This is a genomic window from Allobosea sp. 05T438 (assembly GCF_056396025.1).
Map to the genome: position 1 here is coordinate 20,206 of NZ_JBFTKQ010000005.1, position 15,602 is coordinate 35,807.

Consider the following 15,602-nt stretch of genomic DNA (forward strand, 5'->3'; position numbering starts at 1 on the left):
GTCAACTCTCCTTGAAGGCGCGCTGCATGCGCAGCATCAACGGCTGCAGCAGGTATTCCGCGAATGTCCGCCGACCGGTCTCTATGAAGATCTCGACCGGCATGCCCGGCTGAAGCGAAGCGAAATAGGGAGTGAGCTCCGGCGTTTGCCGGAGGTCAACCTCGGCCTTGTAGAACGACTTGCCTGATCTCGGCTCGATGAGCGCATCAGCCGTAACCATCGTGACGGCGCCGGTCAGCATGGGCGTGCGTCTGGAGTTGAAGGCGAGAACCCGCACGCGAGCCGGCTGTCCGACCCTTACCTCGTTCCGATCGCTCGGCTTTACCTCGCCCTCGACGATCAGACGATCCTGCATCGGCACGATGTCGAGCAGGGTTTCACGCGGATTGAGGACCGCGTTCAGGCTGCGCGTGTTGAGGCCGACGACCGTGCCCGCCTCAGGGGCGCGGATCTCGCTCCGACTGAGCATGTCCCGCGCCGCCTCTATTCGGTGCCGCGCGTCGGCGATCCGTTCACGAGCGGCGTGGCTCTGCTTGGCGACATCCTCGAGCCAGGTGTTGACGGTTTGTCGACGCTTATCCTCCAGCTCGGCGATCTTGCCTCTTGATTGGGCCACCGACGATGCGTTCGTCGCCATCTGGGCTTCGACATCGGCTTCCGCTCGCTTGAGAGCGAGAACTTTCGGTCTTCGCGCCAGCCCCTTCGCCAAGAGAAAGTCTGAATCCTTGATTTCCTCCTGGAGGTAGGCGAGCTGTCGCCCCAAGCCTCCAGAACCGCTCTGGAGTCCCCGGATCGCCTCTTCGAGCTGCAATATCTGCTGATCGATGAGCTTGCGCTCCCCTTGGAGCGAAGTGGCCCTTGCGGCGAATTCGGAAAGCTGGGTCGCCATTGCAGACCGCGCCTCCCTGCTTGTCGTATTGGTTTGCAGCTCGTCGGGGAAGGAAACCTCGGCAGCGCCAGCCTGTTCCGCCTCCAGGCGGGCCACCGTCGCAAGATCGGAGAAGAGCTTCGCTTCGAGGACGCCGAGATTGGCTTCGATCTGCGTCGTGTCGAGCTGGGCAAGGAGCTGACCACGCTCGGCCTGCTCGCCTTCATGGACAAGAATGGCCTTGACGATCCCTCCTTCGAGGTGCTGCACCGCACGATGCTGGGACAATACCTTGACCACGCCGGGCGCGATGACCGCGCTCGCAAGCGGCACGGTTGCAGCCCAGATGCCGAAGATGCCGAAGAGAAGGATCACCAGCGCGGCCCCCCAGCGGACGAGGGAGGCGGTGTCTGACCGGGGAAGCTCCGGTACCTGGTCCAGGTCGGTGCTTGCGGCCCGGATCAGCGCGGCGGGCCGGCCGTCCTGGGCGACGCTCAGCCCACGCGACAGGGACGGAAGGTCGACGGCAGGCATCAGCGCCTCCTGTCAACAATGTCGGACCTGGCCTTCTCACTCGGGACAGGATGTGAATGCCGCATCGGCGTGGCGCCGGCCATGGTCTGCGGGAGCACCTGGCAGGGAGACCCGAAGGCAACCTGGGCGCCGTCCCGCAAGAACAGAATCAGGTCTGCCACAGTGAAGAGCCGCGGGCGATGCGTGACGATGACGAGCGTCGCTCCCCGCGCTTTCGCCTCGCGGATCGCTGCGCACAACGCCTCCTCGCCATCCGGGTCGAGATTGGAATTGGGCTCGTCCAGCAGGATCAGCTTGCGCTTGCCGAAGAGCGCGCGCGCCAGTCCAATGCGCTGGCGTTGCCCGCCTGAAAGCTTGTTGCCATCCCGGCCGATGTCGGTCTCATAGCCGTTCGGGAGAGACAGGATCATCTGATGAGCGTTGGCTTGCCTGGCGGCACTGATCACGTCCGTATCGGTTGCCGTTTCATCGAAGCCGGCGATAGCCTCCGCGACCGTGCCACCCAATAATTCGACATCCTGCGGCAGGTACCCGACGTAGCGTCCGAGTTGATCCGGGTCCCAATGCTCCAGGGAGGCGCCGTCCAGACGAATCGTGCCCGTCGTCGGCTTCTCGAGGGCGGCAATCATCCGCAGGAGTGTCGACTTGCCCGCACCGGTCGGGCCGATGACGACGATGACGCTGGCCGGGAGGCAGCGGAAACTGATGCCGGCCAGGATAGATCGCCTCGCATTCGGGTTGCGAAAGGTGACGGCATTGATGTCGAGCGCGCCAAGGGGAGGCGGCAGGAGCGTTCGCCCCTGGCTTACAAGGGCGGAAGCGGCGGCGCTGCTGACATGCCCCCAGGCATCGCGCGCCGAAGTCAGCGTGCGCAAGCCGGCGACGAGTTGCTCCATTGGCGCCAGCGTGCGGCTGATGAGGATGGAGCTTGCCATCATGCTGCCGCTGAGCACCTCGTTCTGCAGCACGAGCCAGGCACCGGTCCCGATAGCGGCGACCTGAAGCACGATCCGGATCGCGCGCGCGACGGAGGCGATCAGGGCCACGCGCTCATTCGCCTTGACCACGGGCACCAGCGCGGCGTCGTTAAGCCGGAGGAATTCGCGGATCGCCCCATGCGTCCACCCCATCGCACGGACGAGATTGGCATGAGCGACGATGCCGTCCAGCGCACGCTGCGCGCGCAGGGCGGTGCCCGAAGCCTGCACCAGCTCGGCGCGCGCCACGCGCCCGCTCACAAACGCCAGGAGGAGCAGGAGCAGGGAGCCGATCAGCGCGATCGTGCCGTACCAAGGGTGAATCAGGAAGAGCACGGCGACAAAGGCCGGCAGGAAGGGCGCGTCGATCAGGGTCGAGGCGGTGCCGCTCGACAGGACGTTTCTGAGTTCGCGCACCCGCACCATGTCGTGAGTGCCGCCCTCGTTGCGCTTAGCCGAGTCCGCAATCGCGGCCTTGAGCACGAGGGGCGCGAGCAATCGCTCGAAGCCGACCGCAAAGCGACCGAGCAGGCGGTTGCGCAGGATATCGAAGCAGGCGCTGAAGCCGAGCGCCGCGACGGCAAGGCCGGTCAGCCCGACGAGCGTCTCGATGTTGCCGCTCGTGATCACCCGGTCGAAGACCTGGATCGAATAGAAGGGCAGGATCAGCAGCAGCAGGTTGATCGCGACGCTGAAGACGACGACCCACAGCAATGAACGCCATCCCGGGATCGCCATGAGAAGCCTGCGGCCTCTCAATATGGCGGTGTCGGCGGTGACCCTGGTGCGAAACCCGGAAGTCGTGCGGCCTGCAGACGCGTCGGACATGTGTCCTCGGACTGAAAGAAGCGTTTGCGCGATATGGCAGGAGGATGACGCCGACTCGGACAAGCCGATTCACGGACGTGATCATGCTCCGGCGCATTGGAGCGAGGCGGGAGGCAGCCTTCAGATCGCGCCGTATCGCGATTTCACCTGAAGCTGTCGGCCTCTGGCCGGGGGCGGCGAGCCCCTGTTGCACAGTCGTGTTGCTATCGAGAAGTTCTTCAGCGCCCACGCCACCGCAGCCATGATCTCGCCTCCCTTGATCCAGCACGCCCCCGTCGTGGATTGCCGCAAACACCGGGCTCGGCCGGGCGCCGCTTTGCTGCCACGGAAGGCGGCCCGAGAGCGGACAAGCGACGCTAGGGAAGCTTATCCTCCGGCATAATCCCCATTTGGTGACAGAAACGGTTTGAGGCGATGAACGCCTGCAAGTCTCGCGATCTGAGCATCCTGGACACCCGGGGCATCCGTGCCTTTGCGTCGATCGCCACGCGGAATCCGTTCGACGGCGATTTGTTTTGATTGCTGCGCAAGTTGCAGCGTCTAACGCTCGGATTCTCGAAGATAAAACCAATTAGACTTGCGAAATGACGACAGAATAGCGTCGGCGTCGCCGGMTTTTGTCTCCAAATGGGGATTGCGTCGCCCCCCTGTATCTCCCTAGCTTCCGCCACCTTCGCAAATCTCTCGATCCGTAACGATCGATACCCGGCGCACGACAGCGCATGGGCGGTCGCTTGCCTATGCGAGGGCCATCTGCAGCAGGGAGAACTGCCATGGCGATTATCAATGGTACACCCGGCGACGATATCATCCCCCCTCCCGATACCAGCGGTGACGACATCATCCATGGCTTCGCCGGCAATGACACGATCGACGCCGACGGCGGCAATGATTTCGTCAGCGGCGGAGCTGGCGACGACAATATTCTCGGCGGCGTCGGCGACGACACGCTGGATGGCAATGCCGGCAACGATACGATCAGCGGCGGCGACGGCGACGACGTCGTCAACGGCGATGCCGGCAACGACATCCTGTCCGGCGACGCCGGCAACGACACCATCAGCGGCGGCGCCGGAGACGACAATATTCTCGGCGGCGTCGGCAACGACACCCTGTCCGGCGATGCCGGAAACGACACGATCGGCGGCGGCGACGGCGACGACGTCATCAACGGCAACGCCGGCGACGACACCCTGTCCGGCGATGCCGGCAACGACACCCTCAACGGCGGCGCCGGCAACGACACCATCGATGGCGGCGATGGCGACGATGTCCTGAACGGGGCGGCAGGTGCCGACACGCTGAACGGAGGGGCGGGGGTCGACACGATGGACGGCGGCGCCGGCAACGACACGCTGAATGGCGATGCCGGCGACGACGCCATGAGCGGCGGCATCGGCAATGACACGCTGAACGGCGGCGACGGCAATGACGTCATGAATGGCAACGCCGGCAACGATACGATGAGCGGCGATGCCGGCAACGATACCATGGAGGGCAATGCCGGTGCCGACGTGATGGATGGCGGTGATGGCGACGACAACCTGAGCGGCGGCGACGGCGACGACACCCTGGACGGTGGGGCAGGGCTGGATACGCTCAGTGGCGGCGACGGCGATGACACGCTGAGCGGCGGAGCGGGGGCGGATACGCTGAATGGCGACGCCGGTAACGACGAGCTGGCTGGCGGCGAAGGCAACGACACGGGCAATGGTGGCGACGGCGACGACGCCCTGGCCGGAGGGGCCGGAAACGACACCCTCTCGGGCGACGCCGGGGACGACGAGATCAGGGGTGACGCCGGCAGCGACGAGCTCCATGGCGGCGACGGCAACGACGAGATCGACGGCGGCAACGGAGCCGACAACCTGTACGGGGATGCTGGCGACGATCTGCTGACGGGCGGTGCCGGCACCGACACCTTCCATTTCGGTGATGGCGCAGACACTCCGTTCGGCGACGACGAAGTCACCGACCTCAATGCAACGGACGAGGACACCATCCAAATCGACGTTGCCGACCCGACGACGGTCTCGGTGACGGTGGATGATTCCGGCTCGAGCGTCGTTCTGGATTTCGGCTTCGGCACGATCCAGATCGACGGCGTCTCCGGCGGCGGCACGTTCACATCGATCGACGACATCAACAACGCGTTGGGATACGACGCCATCACGCTCGTGTGACGTCGCCTTGCCAAGGGTGGCGGCGAACCGCGGCGCCACCCGCCGCGAATCTCGGCCTCGCGTCCGGCGGAAGCCCGATTGGCGTCACGGTGCGGTGTTTGCCACATCGTGATGCCGGCACGGCCGGGATTTCCGTGCGCGGGCAGCCGTTGCCGACCCCATGCAGGTCGGGACGGAGCGCCGAGTCGTTTGCGGGTTTCTTCCATCTCGGCGTCGCAACGGACGCTCTCGAATCGCGCTCGCGGCCTCGCCTCGGGAAGGCCCTTTGCCTTGAGCGATTTCCCACGGTTCCCAGACTTGAACACGTGCTGCGAGCCGGCCGGATGTTTGTCTCGAAGGAGCAGGTTCCGTCTCGCGCATGGAGGCGGTCAGGCATCTCGTCTCAGCCCCCGGCGCAGCGTCCCGGTATGGCAGTTGCAGGATTTTTTGCTTGAGACGCCACGGGCTTAGAAGGAAACCAGCGACTTGGAGATGCGCTGGCGGAAGGGGTGGCGTCATGGTGTTCATCCGGTAACGTCCGGTCACGTCTGAAAAGGCCAGCAAACATAAGCACTATCGGTTCAGATTAGCACTTGAGTCGTCCGGCAACGTCCGACAAGAACCGATGGTGATTTGTGGGTCAGACCGGGGGACAGCATGGCTAAGACAATCAATCGACTGTCAGTGACGAAGATAACCAAGGCGCTTGAGCCGGGCATGTATCACGACGGTTCGGGACTATACCTACAGGTAGGTCCGACAGGCGCCAAGTCATGGTCACTCAAGTACCAGCTTAACGGCCGGGCGCGTCAGATGGGTCTCGGACGCTTCATCGACTTCGGACTGGCCGAGGCACGCGAGCGCGCCCGGCTGGCGCGTCAGAAGGTTGCAGACGGCATTGACCCGATTGATGAGCGAACGATCGCGAAAAGCCTCGCCGTTGCGAACGTCATCAAGGCGACGACGTTCAAGCAGGCGACGGAGAAGTACATCTCCGCACACTCCGCAGGATGGAAATCCGTCAAGCACGGGGCGCAGTGGTTGGCGACGCTGACCACGTACGCGTTCCCGGTGATCGGTTCGCTTGACGTGGCGCATATTGAAACGTCGCACATTCTCAAAATTCTCGAACCGATTTGGACGACGAAATCCGAGACCGCAGGACGCGTCAGGGGTCGGATTGAATCGGTGCTCGATTGGGCGAAGGCTAGGCATCTTCGCACGGGCGAGAACCCTGCAAGGCTGAAGGGTCACCTAGACCACATCCTGCCGAGCCGCGCGAAGATCGCGAAGGTGAAGCACCACGAGGCGATGAATGTCGACGACCTGCCGGCGTTTATCGCCAAGCTGCGAGAGCTGACCAGCGTCTCGGCGCGGGCGCTTGAATTCTGCATCCTGACAGGCGCTCGCACGGGCGAAGTCATCGGCGCGACGGAAAGCGAGATCGACAGGAATGCGAGCGTCTGGGTGATACCTGCGAACCGTATGAAGGCGGGCAGAGAACACCGAGTGCCGCTCTGCCACCGGGCGCTCGAAATCCTGGCAACGGTCCCGAGGGAGGCCGGCAATGCGCATCTGTTCTGCGGTGCGAAGGCGACACGCGGTCTCTCGAATATGGCCCTGCTTGAGCTTCTGAAGGGTATGGCGCCGGGTCTCACCGTGCATGGGTTCCGATCGACCTTCCGTGACTGGGCCGGTGACCGGACTTCGTTCCCGCGCGAAGTGATTGAAGCTGCCTTGGCGCACGGGATCAAGGACAAGGCCGAGGCTGCGTATCGCCGTTCGGACGCGCTCGAAAAGCGTCGTCGGCTGATGCAGGCTTGGCAAGACTTCGCTGACAGCCCGACCGCTGACACTGCGGCCCCCGGTGGCAACATCGTATCCCTGCGAGGCGCATCGGGTCTGACCATAGGTCTCGGATGATGACCATACGGAAGACGTATCGGCGCTAATCAGCCGGGAAGACATATAGGCAGCATTCACACGGGTCGTCCTATCGGGCGGCCCGTTCGCATTTATGCGTATCGCTTCGATCCTGTATCGTGATGCATATCCTTCCGACTACCGCGAAGTAGTATTAGGCTTGCGATTTCAGCAAAGAGACATATCGCTTCAAAGTTCGGAAAGAGTATTAGGCGCCGCGTTGCTTGCCTAGCGCCGGTACTCTGCTTGACTTCCCGAGCCTTCCCGGACTATTTCTGGCTTCAACGCAACGGAGCCGCGCCATGTCGCAACAGAACACCTTTATCCGCCTGCCCGAAGTGCTTCGTCGCACAGCGCTAACTCGCACCACGCTGTACGAACTGATGCAGCGGAAGGAATTCCCGGCACAGGTGGTTTTGTCGCCGCGTCGGGTCGGTTGGGTTGAGCATGAAGTTGACGCGTGGTCAGCGACCCGAGCTGAGAAGCAACGCGGCGCTTGCGCGGCTTATCGCCCGGACCTGATCAAGGACACCGTCAAGACTGCGCTCGCCGCGCCTGTCGTCCCGCCTGCATTGATCGCTGCCGCGCGCGCCCTGATCGCTCAGGTCGACGGGACCGAGCCGCAGTCATGAGCACGGTCGATCTCGCCAAAGCTGCCGCCGAGCTGGTTGCGCAGGCTGATCAGCGTGCAGCCGCCGAGGCAGCGAGGGAAGCGCGTACCCCTAAGCGCCCGTACGTTCCAACCCCGCGTCACATAGCGCTGGGCGCGAAGTTGGACGAACGACTGGCGGCGACACCGAGCCAGCTACAGGAGCACGGGGCCTTCGCCCTCTTCGGATACGACAAGACGCCGTATCTGGTCGGACCGGTCCTGTCTCACGCCCCGCAATTGTACCCATGCAAGGGTAACGATCCGTCGCGCCTGACCTCTTTTGCCGACGCGGCGAGGGCCGTGCGGATGCGTCGTCATGCCGAACTGGCGGGCGTGACCCTGCGCATGAATTCTCAGCAAGGGCTGGTCTGTCTGGATATCGACGATGTCCGAGGCAAGCTGGCCTCCATGGCGGCTACCGGTACCATCAGCGCCGAAGTGCAAGAGCGAGCCGATAAGCAACAGCGCTGCAATGATGAAATGCTGGCGTACTATCTGAATGCTGGTGCATACGTGGAGCGCTCTCTGTCTGGTAACGGTTGGCATGTCTTCGTTGCGGGCAGGCTTCCTGCGGATCGATATTCATTCGACTTCTGCGGCGGCATCTTCACCACGGGGCAGTTCATTCATCTGACCGGCGACAAGCACCCGCAATCAGGCAGCAATATCCTCGTTCAACATATGGCGCTAAATCAGATGGTCGCGCATTACGTTGGGACGATGATGCTGGTTCCGTCCAAGGCGAACGAAGGACTGAAGAGCCCCGACAATATCGACACCATGAATTCGATCGGTGATCAGGAGCCGACGGAAGGTCTGGAGGATGTCTGCGCGCGGATGCTGGCGACGAACAACCGGTTCCTGATCAGCTCGGCCAATATACTACTTACCGGTGATGCGAGCTGGTGCATCAAGGCGCCGGGCGACATATCCGAGGCCACGTATCAGGTCATCAGTGACCTCGATAAGTTCGAGCCTGACCCGCGCGTAATCCTACAATACGTCCTGGCTTCGCCGCTGATCACCCGGAACCCGTATACGACCAAGGGCCGGTTGCGCGTCGAGAAGGTCGAGCGGCTGTTCGCCTACCACATGCGCTTGGTTCGGGCGAGCAACGCGAGGCTCGCTGAAGAGCGTGCGCGGGCGAAGGAGCGCGGCGAGGCGCTGCGTCAGGCCATGGGCGGGCGCTGGGCATGAACAGACGCCGCAACGCCGTCCTCATTGCCGTAGAGACAGAGCTGCGAGAAGCCGGGCTATCCTACCGCATTGATACGAACAAGCACGTTCGCGTCAAAGCCCTTGGTCTGCCCCCGATCTTCTGCGCCGCGTCACCATCGGACCGGCGTGCAGCTCGCAACGCACGGGCGTTTGTGAGGCGCCTGATAGCCGAGCGGGGCGATGCGGGCGGATTGCCACCGGTGTCGTGATGATCGACCGCGATCCAGCCTGATCGCCAGCCCGGTGGCCATGCCGTCAAGCGGGAAAAGCCTAGTCGGCGAAAGACCTACGGCCGGTAGGCGTGGCGGGCAGAGCTTGACCCTTCCGCGCTTCAGAGCAAGTTTCGGCGAGCGCTGCAAGCAGCAGCGAAAGGTTTTCGAAAATGAAAATTGGCAGACCGCACTCTGCTACGGAAGTAATCCGTAAGATTTTGAACAACGATTCACGCTCGAGCAAGGAAATTGCACGTTCGTGCGGCATCGCCGAACGTTCGCTTCAACAGTTTGCGAACGGCGGTCAAGCAGGTTTGTCTGCTGGGGCGCTCGAAAAGCTGGTGCCGATGCTTGCGAAGGGATGGGCGTTCGGACTGTATGAGATCAAGGACCAACCGTCCGATGCCCAAAAACGCACTTAGGGCGAACCGGTGCCCAACCGGAACGCCCTAAGCGATAGTCGAAGGTCACACCAAAGAGACCCCTGAAACCAGTCTCTTTTTGGTCGGCCTTCGGCGGAAGTCAACTCTACCGCCTGAAAGGCCACGTCCATGACCACGCCGTCCCCCACCACCCTCACGCCTGTCGCCGAGACCCATCCCGACGAACTGGAGCAGGCTGCGGCCGATCTGGTTGCGCAGGCTGGAAACCCCACGCCAGCCGATGACGATGTGCAGCGGGATGGCCCATTCAAGGTCCGACTGCCCGCATCGCTCACCCAGGAGGCGGACGCGCGCACCACCGTCGTGTATCGCGCCACCAAGCATGCGACCAGCGTAGACGACTATGAAGACGCGCTGCTCGACGCAGACCTCTCGCTCTACCAGACAACCGGCAGGCTGGTGCGCGTTTCGAACAATGCTCCAGTCCTTCGCGTTTACGAGACGCAGGAGGATGGCACCAAGCGAGGCGTCAGCAAGCCTGTTGCTTCGCTCTGTCTCCAGAACATGACCGCAACGGCGCTTGATGATGTCATTTCGCGTACTATCCGCTCGGTCACGAAGAAAGTTGCGGTAGGGCCGAATGGGCAACCGGGCGAACCCACGATCGTGCCTGTCGGGGTTCCGGCTCGTGTCTCAGCAACCATCCTAGAGCGCAAAGGCACGTGGAAGTACAAGACCCTTCGCGGCATCCTGTCGTGCCCTTCGATCCGTCCTGACGGGACACTCGTCACCGCTGCCGGTTACGATGAAGCGACGGGCTATTACCTGTCCAAGGACGCTGCAATCAGCCCGGAAATCGCCAAGGCCATTGATGGTGCTACGGAAGCGATGGCTCGCATGGCCCTCTACAATATCCGTCGTCTGTTTCAGGAGTTTCCGTTCTTCGACCCAGAGACCGGCGCCAATAACATTGACCCGAACGACAAGGACGCTCAGGGCGTTTCAAAGACCGTCACCATCAGCGAGAGCGTGGCGCTCGCGGACCTGCTCTCGTCTGTTTCTCGCATGGCGTTTGACGTGCTTCCGGCAGTTTGCGTCAGCGCTCCTGACTTTGGCGCCGGCAAAACGTTTTTGTCAGAAATCATCGTGTATCTCGCCACAGGCGAATGGCCCGCGACGCTGTTCTGGTCCACCGTAAAAGAAGAAAACGACAAGCTGCTAGCATCGCTCCTGCAAGCCGGCCTGACGCATGTCGTCCTCGATAACATCAATGGTCGGCTATTCAATACCTTGCTCACGCAGATGATCAGTAGCAAATATCCCAAGCCTCGGTTGCTCGGCAAAAACGAGACTGTCGAGCGCGAGCAGTGGATGAATATCCATATCAACGGGGTCAATATCGCGCCGGCAGAGGATTTGGAACGCCGCACACTAATGTGTCTGCTCGATCCGCGAATGGAGGCGCCAAAGAACCGTAAATTCAAACAAGACCCACGACGGATGGTTACCGCGAATCGAATGGACTACGTCCTATGCGCACTCACTATTCTGCGGGCTTACGTGAATGCTAAGCCAGACATCAAAGTACCGGTGCTGAATTCGTTTCAGGACTGGTCGCGGTTGATTTGCGGGGCGCTCTTGTGGCTCGGCTGTCCAGACCCGGTCCTCTCGCAGAAGCGAGTTGCCGAGAACGACGATAAGAAGACGCGGCACGGCGCGCTCATGGCCGCAATGGAGGCTCGGTACGGGCTCGGTGCGTTCGTCACCGCGACCCAGTTGCGCGAAGACGCCAATAACCCCGAACTCATCTCGCGCCCGCTGCGTGAAGCGCTGCTCGCATACGATGCGAAGACGGAGGGTAATAACATGCCTTCGGCGCTGTCGATCGGTCACGCTATGCGTAAGCTGAATGGTGCGGTCTTGAATGAGCGGTACATCACGTCGGGAATGGATTCACACAGCAAGATTAAGTCATACGCCATCATGCAGAATGTGCCACTGGACGATGAATAGGCACGGTATGATGGGGATGGTTCGGGGTCGGCATTCGCATGGGATTCGGGGGTGGGCTCGCGGGTGTCGCGGGGATGCGGGGATTGCCCCCCCCCCTGTCAGCCCGTGGCACTCTGCCTCCTGGAATCCACCAAAATAGGGTCCTGGCTTAAGTATCCAAAACAATACCCGCAATACCCGCTTAATGCCCGAAACCCCTGCAGAAATAGGCCAAATCGCAGCGGGGATTGTAGCGGGGATTACGCGGGGATTGCGGGGAGTGGTCCGCGAAATCAGTAGTACCCGACCCCGAAACCGACCTGATTCAGCGGGGGATTGACGCGGGGATTGCACGTTATGAGCGGGGATTGCCCGCGACCACCAGTTTCATACCGGATCAGGCCACACGGTGGCAATCCACCAAGCAATCGACAACCAACCGAGACCCCGGCGAGGCAATGCCACCGGCATCGCTGACCGGAGCACTTGGCGGGAAGGCGGGTCGGCGACAAACTCGGCTCCACACAACTCCGCCCGCGCATTTAGCCGGCTTATTATAATCTGCGACTGGTTCGCAGTAACCTACGAACGGACCCCATCATGGCGAGCCAAATCATCGACTTCCCGTCCACCGGCAAGAGGGACGGTTACGACACCAAGGATGAACGCATCATCGCCGAACGCATGCGCGAAGCGTACTTCATGACGCGAATGGCCGAGCTGGATATCTACGAACAAGTCCTTGAGCACATGGGCAACGCCGTGCTCGCCGAGGAAGGTCTGTTTGGCCTGTCGAAGGATGATCGTGCCAAGCTCACGGCCATCCGTCAGAAGGTCATGCAGCATGCCGCTCTCGACCCGGCCGAGCAGATCGTCCTAGACCGGGCTGCAAAGCACTCGGAACAACTCGGCAAGCGTCTCGGCGGTATGACGCTTCGTATGACGGCCGCAAGCCGCGTGCAGCTCCTGACGATCAAGGCACACTCGCCCGTGTATGACCCGGATCGGCAGCTTAAGGCCATGAAAATGCTGATCGACATGGCCAATCGTGATGTGATGCTGTCGAAGGCGATCACCGACGAACTGCTGTCCCTGACGCTGTCGAATGCTTACGCCAAGGTCGCCGAGCTGTTCTTGATTGGCGAGCTGACGAAGGAGCAGTCCGACCACGCGCTTAAGCTTCTCGACCATCGCATGGCCGCAGCCGAGCTTGACCTTAAGGCGAAGTATCTCGGTCGCGAGGGAGAGCAGCCGCAGCAGGCGCAGGCCAATCCTCACGCGGCTGATGGTTACGAGCCGGAGTAATCATGCGTTGCCGTGTCACACCGACCGAACGTGCGACGCTGAGGCGGGCGCTTGCAGCCGAGCACGCGAGGAATAACGCGTCAGGTGCAGGCGTCCTGCGGTTCGATGCGGATGGCACGCCACATCCTTCAAACGATGATCCGACCAAGGCGCGGTTGATACTGGCGGTGCACGCCATCCCGTCAGGGCGCTACCTGTTCAAGCCGCTCACCCCCGGCCCGGTACTGGTCGACAGCAAGGGGCAGCGTCTCCGGGCACGCCTAGTCGACGCTCCGCCAAGCCCGGTGCCCGAACGCTCGGCGCCGACAGCGGTCACCCAGGAGGCGCCCCGGTGGCAGCCCCCGGAAGACCCAGACGCCGCCTTTCTTGCCAAATACGGGGTGTGACCATGTTCAGATTATTCGGCGCCAAGCGCCCGGCCGGCGAACCTACCGAGTTAGACGAGCGTAATCGTCAACGAGGGGGCGCTGATCGTGGACTGCCAGCAGATACCGGCGCCCGCTAAGGATTACGCGAGGCAGATATGATTGGTCACACCCTGATGCCGCCTGAAGCCTCATGCTCCGACCGATGGTCCAGCGCCAGCACGGTGCCGCGCATCGGGAAGCGCACAGGCTGCAGTCGCATCGCTGTCGGCAGTTCAAGCTGTCCAAAGATCCGAATTTTGTGCGGAAGCTGCGCGACGTGGTCGGCCTCTACGTTGAGCCGCCAGCCCATGCCATCGTGATGTCCGTCTATGGGAAGAGCCAGATCCATGCGCTCGACCTCACGGAGCCGGGCCTACCTCTGAAGAAGGGCCGGCCCGGCACCATGACCCACGAATACAAACGCCATGGCACCGCGACCTGTTCGCCGCGTTGAATGTCCTCGACGGCTCTGTCGACCGCAACATGCAGCGCCATCGGCACCAGGAGTACATCCGCTTCCTCAACGCCATCGAGGCTGAGGGGCCGGCCGGCAATATCGTCCCCGTGATCCTCGACGACCACGCCGCCCATTAGAGTCCGAAGGTCCGCCGATGGCTCGGTCGGCACGACGCCGTGTGTCCGAGAGGGCTAGAACTTGTAGAGCAGCCGCCCGACAACCTGATTGGTGCTCAGTTGCTGCTTGAAGCCGATGATCCCGAGTCCGCCAACGCCGACCGGATAGGTGTAGGTATCCTCCTCGAACTGCGAGTACCGATACTCCAGACCGGCGATCCAATTGTTCGTGATGGCATATTCGGCGCCTGCACCAAGCGTCCAGCCAACACGGGCGCCGTCACCCGCGCCATAGGAATAACCTGTCCCCGTCACCGTCGACTTGGCCTCGGCCAATGCCAGGCCGCCAGTTGCGTAGATCATGAAGCGATCAAAGGCATAACCGACTCGCAGCCTGGCCGAGCCTACCCAATTGGTATGCGCGGTGATGAAATCGCCGGTTAGCGCGGTGAAGCGCTGCTTGCCGGTGATGAGGGCTGCGCCGTCGATCTCGCCGCCGAGGACCAGCTGACCGATCTGGTAGTTGTAGCCCGCCAGCAGGCCGACCGCAGCGCCGTCCCGGTTCAGACTCGGCAATGAAGCAACGGCAGCCCGCCCGGCGATCACGGCGCCCGGCGTCAGTTCGGTTCTGGTCTGCGCCCAGCCGGCCTGGGCACCGACATAGAAACCGGTCCAGGTGAAGGCGGGCGGCAAGGGAGCAGCAGGTACGATCCGCCGAGACGGCAGGTCGGCGGCCTGCGCGGTGATCGAGCATGCTGCGAAGGCAATTCCGGCAAAGATTTTTATAGTGCGGAGTGGCATATCGAATGAATCCTTTGAGATGGTGGAGAGACTGGGGCTATGCAATATTGATATGGCAAGGTTTCTCTGGCTCGCGCTCGTTCTCTTACGGCACGGCCCGGTCCCGACCTCAGTCGCCTGTCGGAGCGCCAAGCGCGTAATCCTTTTGCAACTGCCGACTCGTCGACGGATAAAGCGACTGACATTCTGCCCAGTAGAAGGTATTGGGCTGCCGGTTGGCCGGATCAGCACAAATCGCGGCAAGCTGCTCTTGCCTTGATTGCGAAGTTTGGCAGCCTGCAAGGATCAGTCCGAGTGGTAGCGCAATCCCGGCTGAGATATATGGACTCATGACGTTCTATCCTGGCTGAGATTGGAGCTACCTGAAATGATTGCCGATGCTTCAAATATTTACTTCAGGTGAATTCCGAGCTTGGCGCGCTCATCCTTGAACACGACCGCAAGCGCCTCGATGATCTTCTTATCGGGATTGGCTTTGCAGTAGACGATGAGCTCGTGCTCGACGACCTTGCCCTTCTTCAGGTCAAGGAAATGCTTCTTGGCGAGACCGTTATACCAACCGCTATACCAGGCAGAAAGTGCGTCGGCATCCTCCTGGAAGGTCCCGGCGAGTTGCGCGCAGGTCAGGGCCTGAACATCGATGAAGCCGTTGGCGTCGACATAGCTCGTGAGCGGAACCTGGGCCGTCGCCGAAGACGAGGCTGCGCAGACGAGCGAAAACGCCACGGCAGCGAGAGTTTTGGACATAATGATCTCCTGTTTTAAAG

Annotated in this window: 12 protein-coding genes and 1 pseudogene; 8 read left to right on the plus strand and 5 right to left on the minus strand. The window is 62.0% G+C overall.

Features of this window, described 5'->3' with window-relative positions; translation table 11 throughout:
• Position 1: 1 nt before the first annotated feature.
• Positions 2–1,402 (minus strand): HlyD family type I secretion periplasmic adaptor subunit, encoded by a 1,401-nt coding sequence (locus tag AC1DIN_RS12670; protein WP_476810069.1) that lies wholly within the window; start codon positions 1,400–1,402, stop codon positions 2–4.
• Positions 1,402–3,117, minus strand: coding sequence for a type I secretion system permease/ATPase (locus tag AC1DIN_RS12675; protein ID WP_476810070.1), 1,716 nt, complete (start codon positions 3,115–3,117; stop codon positions 1,402–1,404). The genes AC1DIN_RS12670 and AC1DIN_RS12675 overlap by 1 nt, the downstream gene beginning before the upstream one ends.
• A gap of 863 nt (positions 3,118–3,980) precedes the next feature.
• Between AC1DIN_RS12675 and AC1DIN_RS12680 the strand changes: the two genes are divergently transcribed.
• The 8 genes and pseudogenes from AC1DIN_RS12680 to AC1DIN_RS12715 form a co-directional block, all read left to right on the plus strand.
• Positions 3,981–5,390 (plus strand): calcium-binding protein, encoded by a 1,410-nt coding sequence (locus tag AC1DIN_RS12680; protein WP_476810071.1) that lies wholly within the window; start codon positions 3,981–3,983, stop codon positions 5,388–5,390.
• Between the two features lie 636 nt (positions 5,391–6,026).
• The gene (locus AC1DIN_RS12685; protein WP_476810072.1) at positions 6,027–7,292 is read left to right on the plus strand and encodes a tyrosine-type recombinase/integrase; all 1,266 of its coding nucleotides are present in this window, start codon (positions 6,027–6,029) and stop codon (positions 7,290–7,292) included.
• A gap of 302 nt (positions 7,293–7,594) precedes the next feature.
• Complete coding sequence (locus tag AC1DIN_RS12690; protein WP_476810073.1) at positions 7,595–7,924, plus strand: helix-turn-helix transcriptional regulator; 330 nt, start codon at positions 7,595–7,597, stop codon at positions 7,922–7,924.
• A complete protein-coding gene (locus AC1DIN_RS12695; RefSeq protein WP_476810074.1) occupies positions 7,921–9,141 on the plus strand; it encodes a hypothetical protein in 1,221 nt (406 codons plus the stop codon). The genes AC1DIN_RS12690 and AC1DIN_RS12695 overlap by 4 nt, the downstream gene beginning before the upstream one ends.
• A 403-nt stretch (positions 9,142–9,544) precedes the next feature.
• Positions 9,545–9,796: a hypothetical protein gene (locus tag AC1DIN_RS12700; RefSeq protein ID WP_476810075.1), complete on the plus strand. Its 252-nt coding sequence runs from the start codon at positions 9,545–9,547 to the stop codon at positions 9,794–9,796.
• Between the two features lie 129 nt (positions 9,797–9,925).
• On the plus strand, positions 9,926–11,770 hold the full coding sequence (locus tag AC1DIN_RS12705) for a hypothetical protein (protein WP_476810076.1): 1,845 nt from the start codon (positions 9,926–9,928) through the stop codon (positions 11,768–11,770).
• Between the two features lie 579 nt (positions 11,771–12,349).
• On the plus strand, positions 12,350–13,054 hold the full coding sequence (locus AC1DIN_RS12710; RefSeq protein WP_476810077.1) for a hypothetical protein: 705 nt from the start codon (positions 12,350–12,352) through the stop codon (positions 13,052–13,054).
• Between the two features lie 609 nt (positions 13,055–13,663).
• Positions 13,664–14,052: pseudogene (locus AC1DIN_RS12715) on the plus strand (transposase); the annotation flags it as partial.
• A gap of 57 nt (positions 14,053–14,109) precedes the next feature.
• Here the strand turns inward: AC1DIN_RS12715 and AC1DIN_RS12720 are convergent.
• The 3 genes from AC1DIN_RS12720 to AC1DIN_RS12730 all read right to left on the minus strand — a co-directional run bounded on the left by AC1DIN_RS12720 (position 14,110) and on the right by AC1DIN_RS12730 (position 15,582).
• Positions 14,110–14,880, minus strand: coding sequence for an outer membrane protein (locus tag AC1DIN_RS12720; protein ID WP_476810078.1), 771 nt, complete (start codon positions 14,878–14,880; stop codon positions 14,110–14,112).
• Between the two features lie 64 nt (positions 14,881–14,944).
• Positions 14,945–15,166 carry a hypothetical protein gene (locus AC1DIN_RS12725; RefSeq protein ID WP_476810079.1) on the minus strand — a complete coding sequence of 74 codons (222 nt, stop codon included), beginning with the start codon at positions 15,164–15,166 and terminating at the stop codon, positions 14,945–14,947.
• 59 nt (positions 15,167–15,225) lie between these two features.
• A complete protein-coding gene (locus AC1DIN_RS12730; protein ID WP_476810080.1) occupies positions 15,226–15,582 on the minus strand; it encodes an HdeA/HdeB family chaperone in 357 nt (118 codons plus the stop codon).
• Between the last annotated feature and the right edge of the window lie 20 nt (positions 15,583–15,602).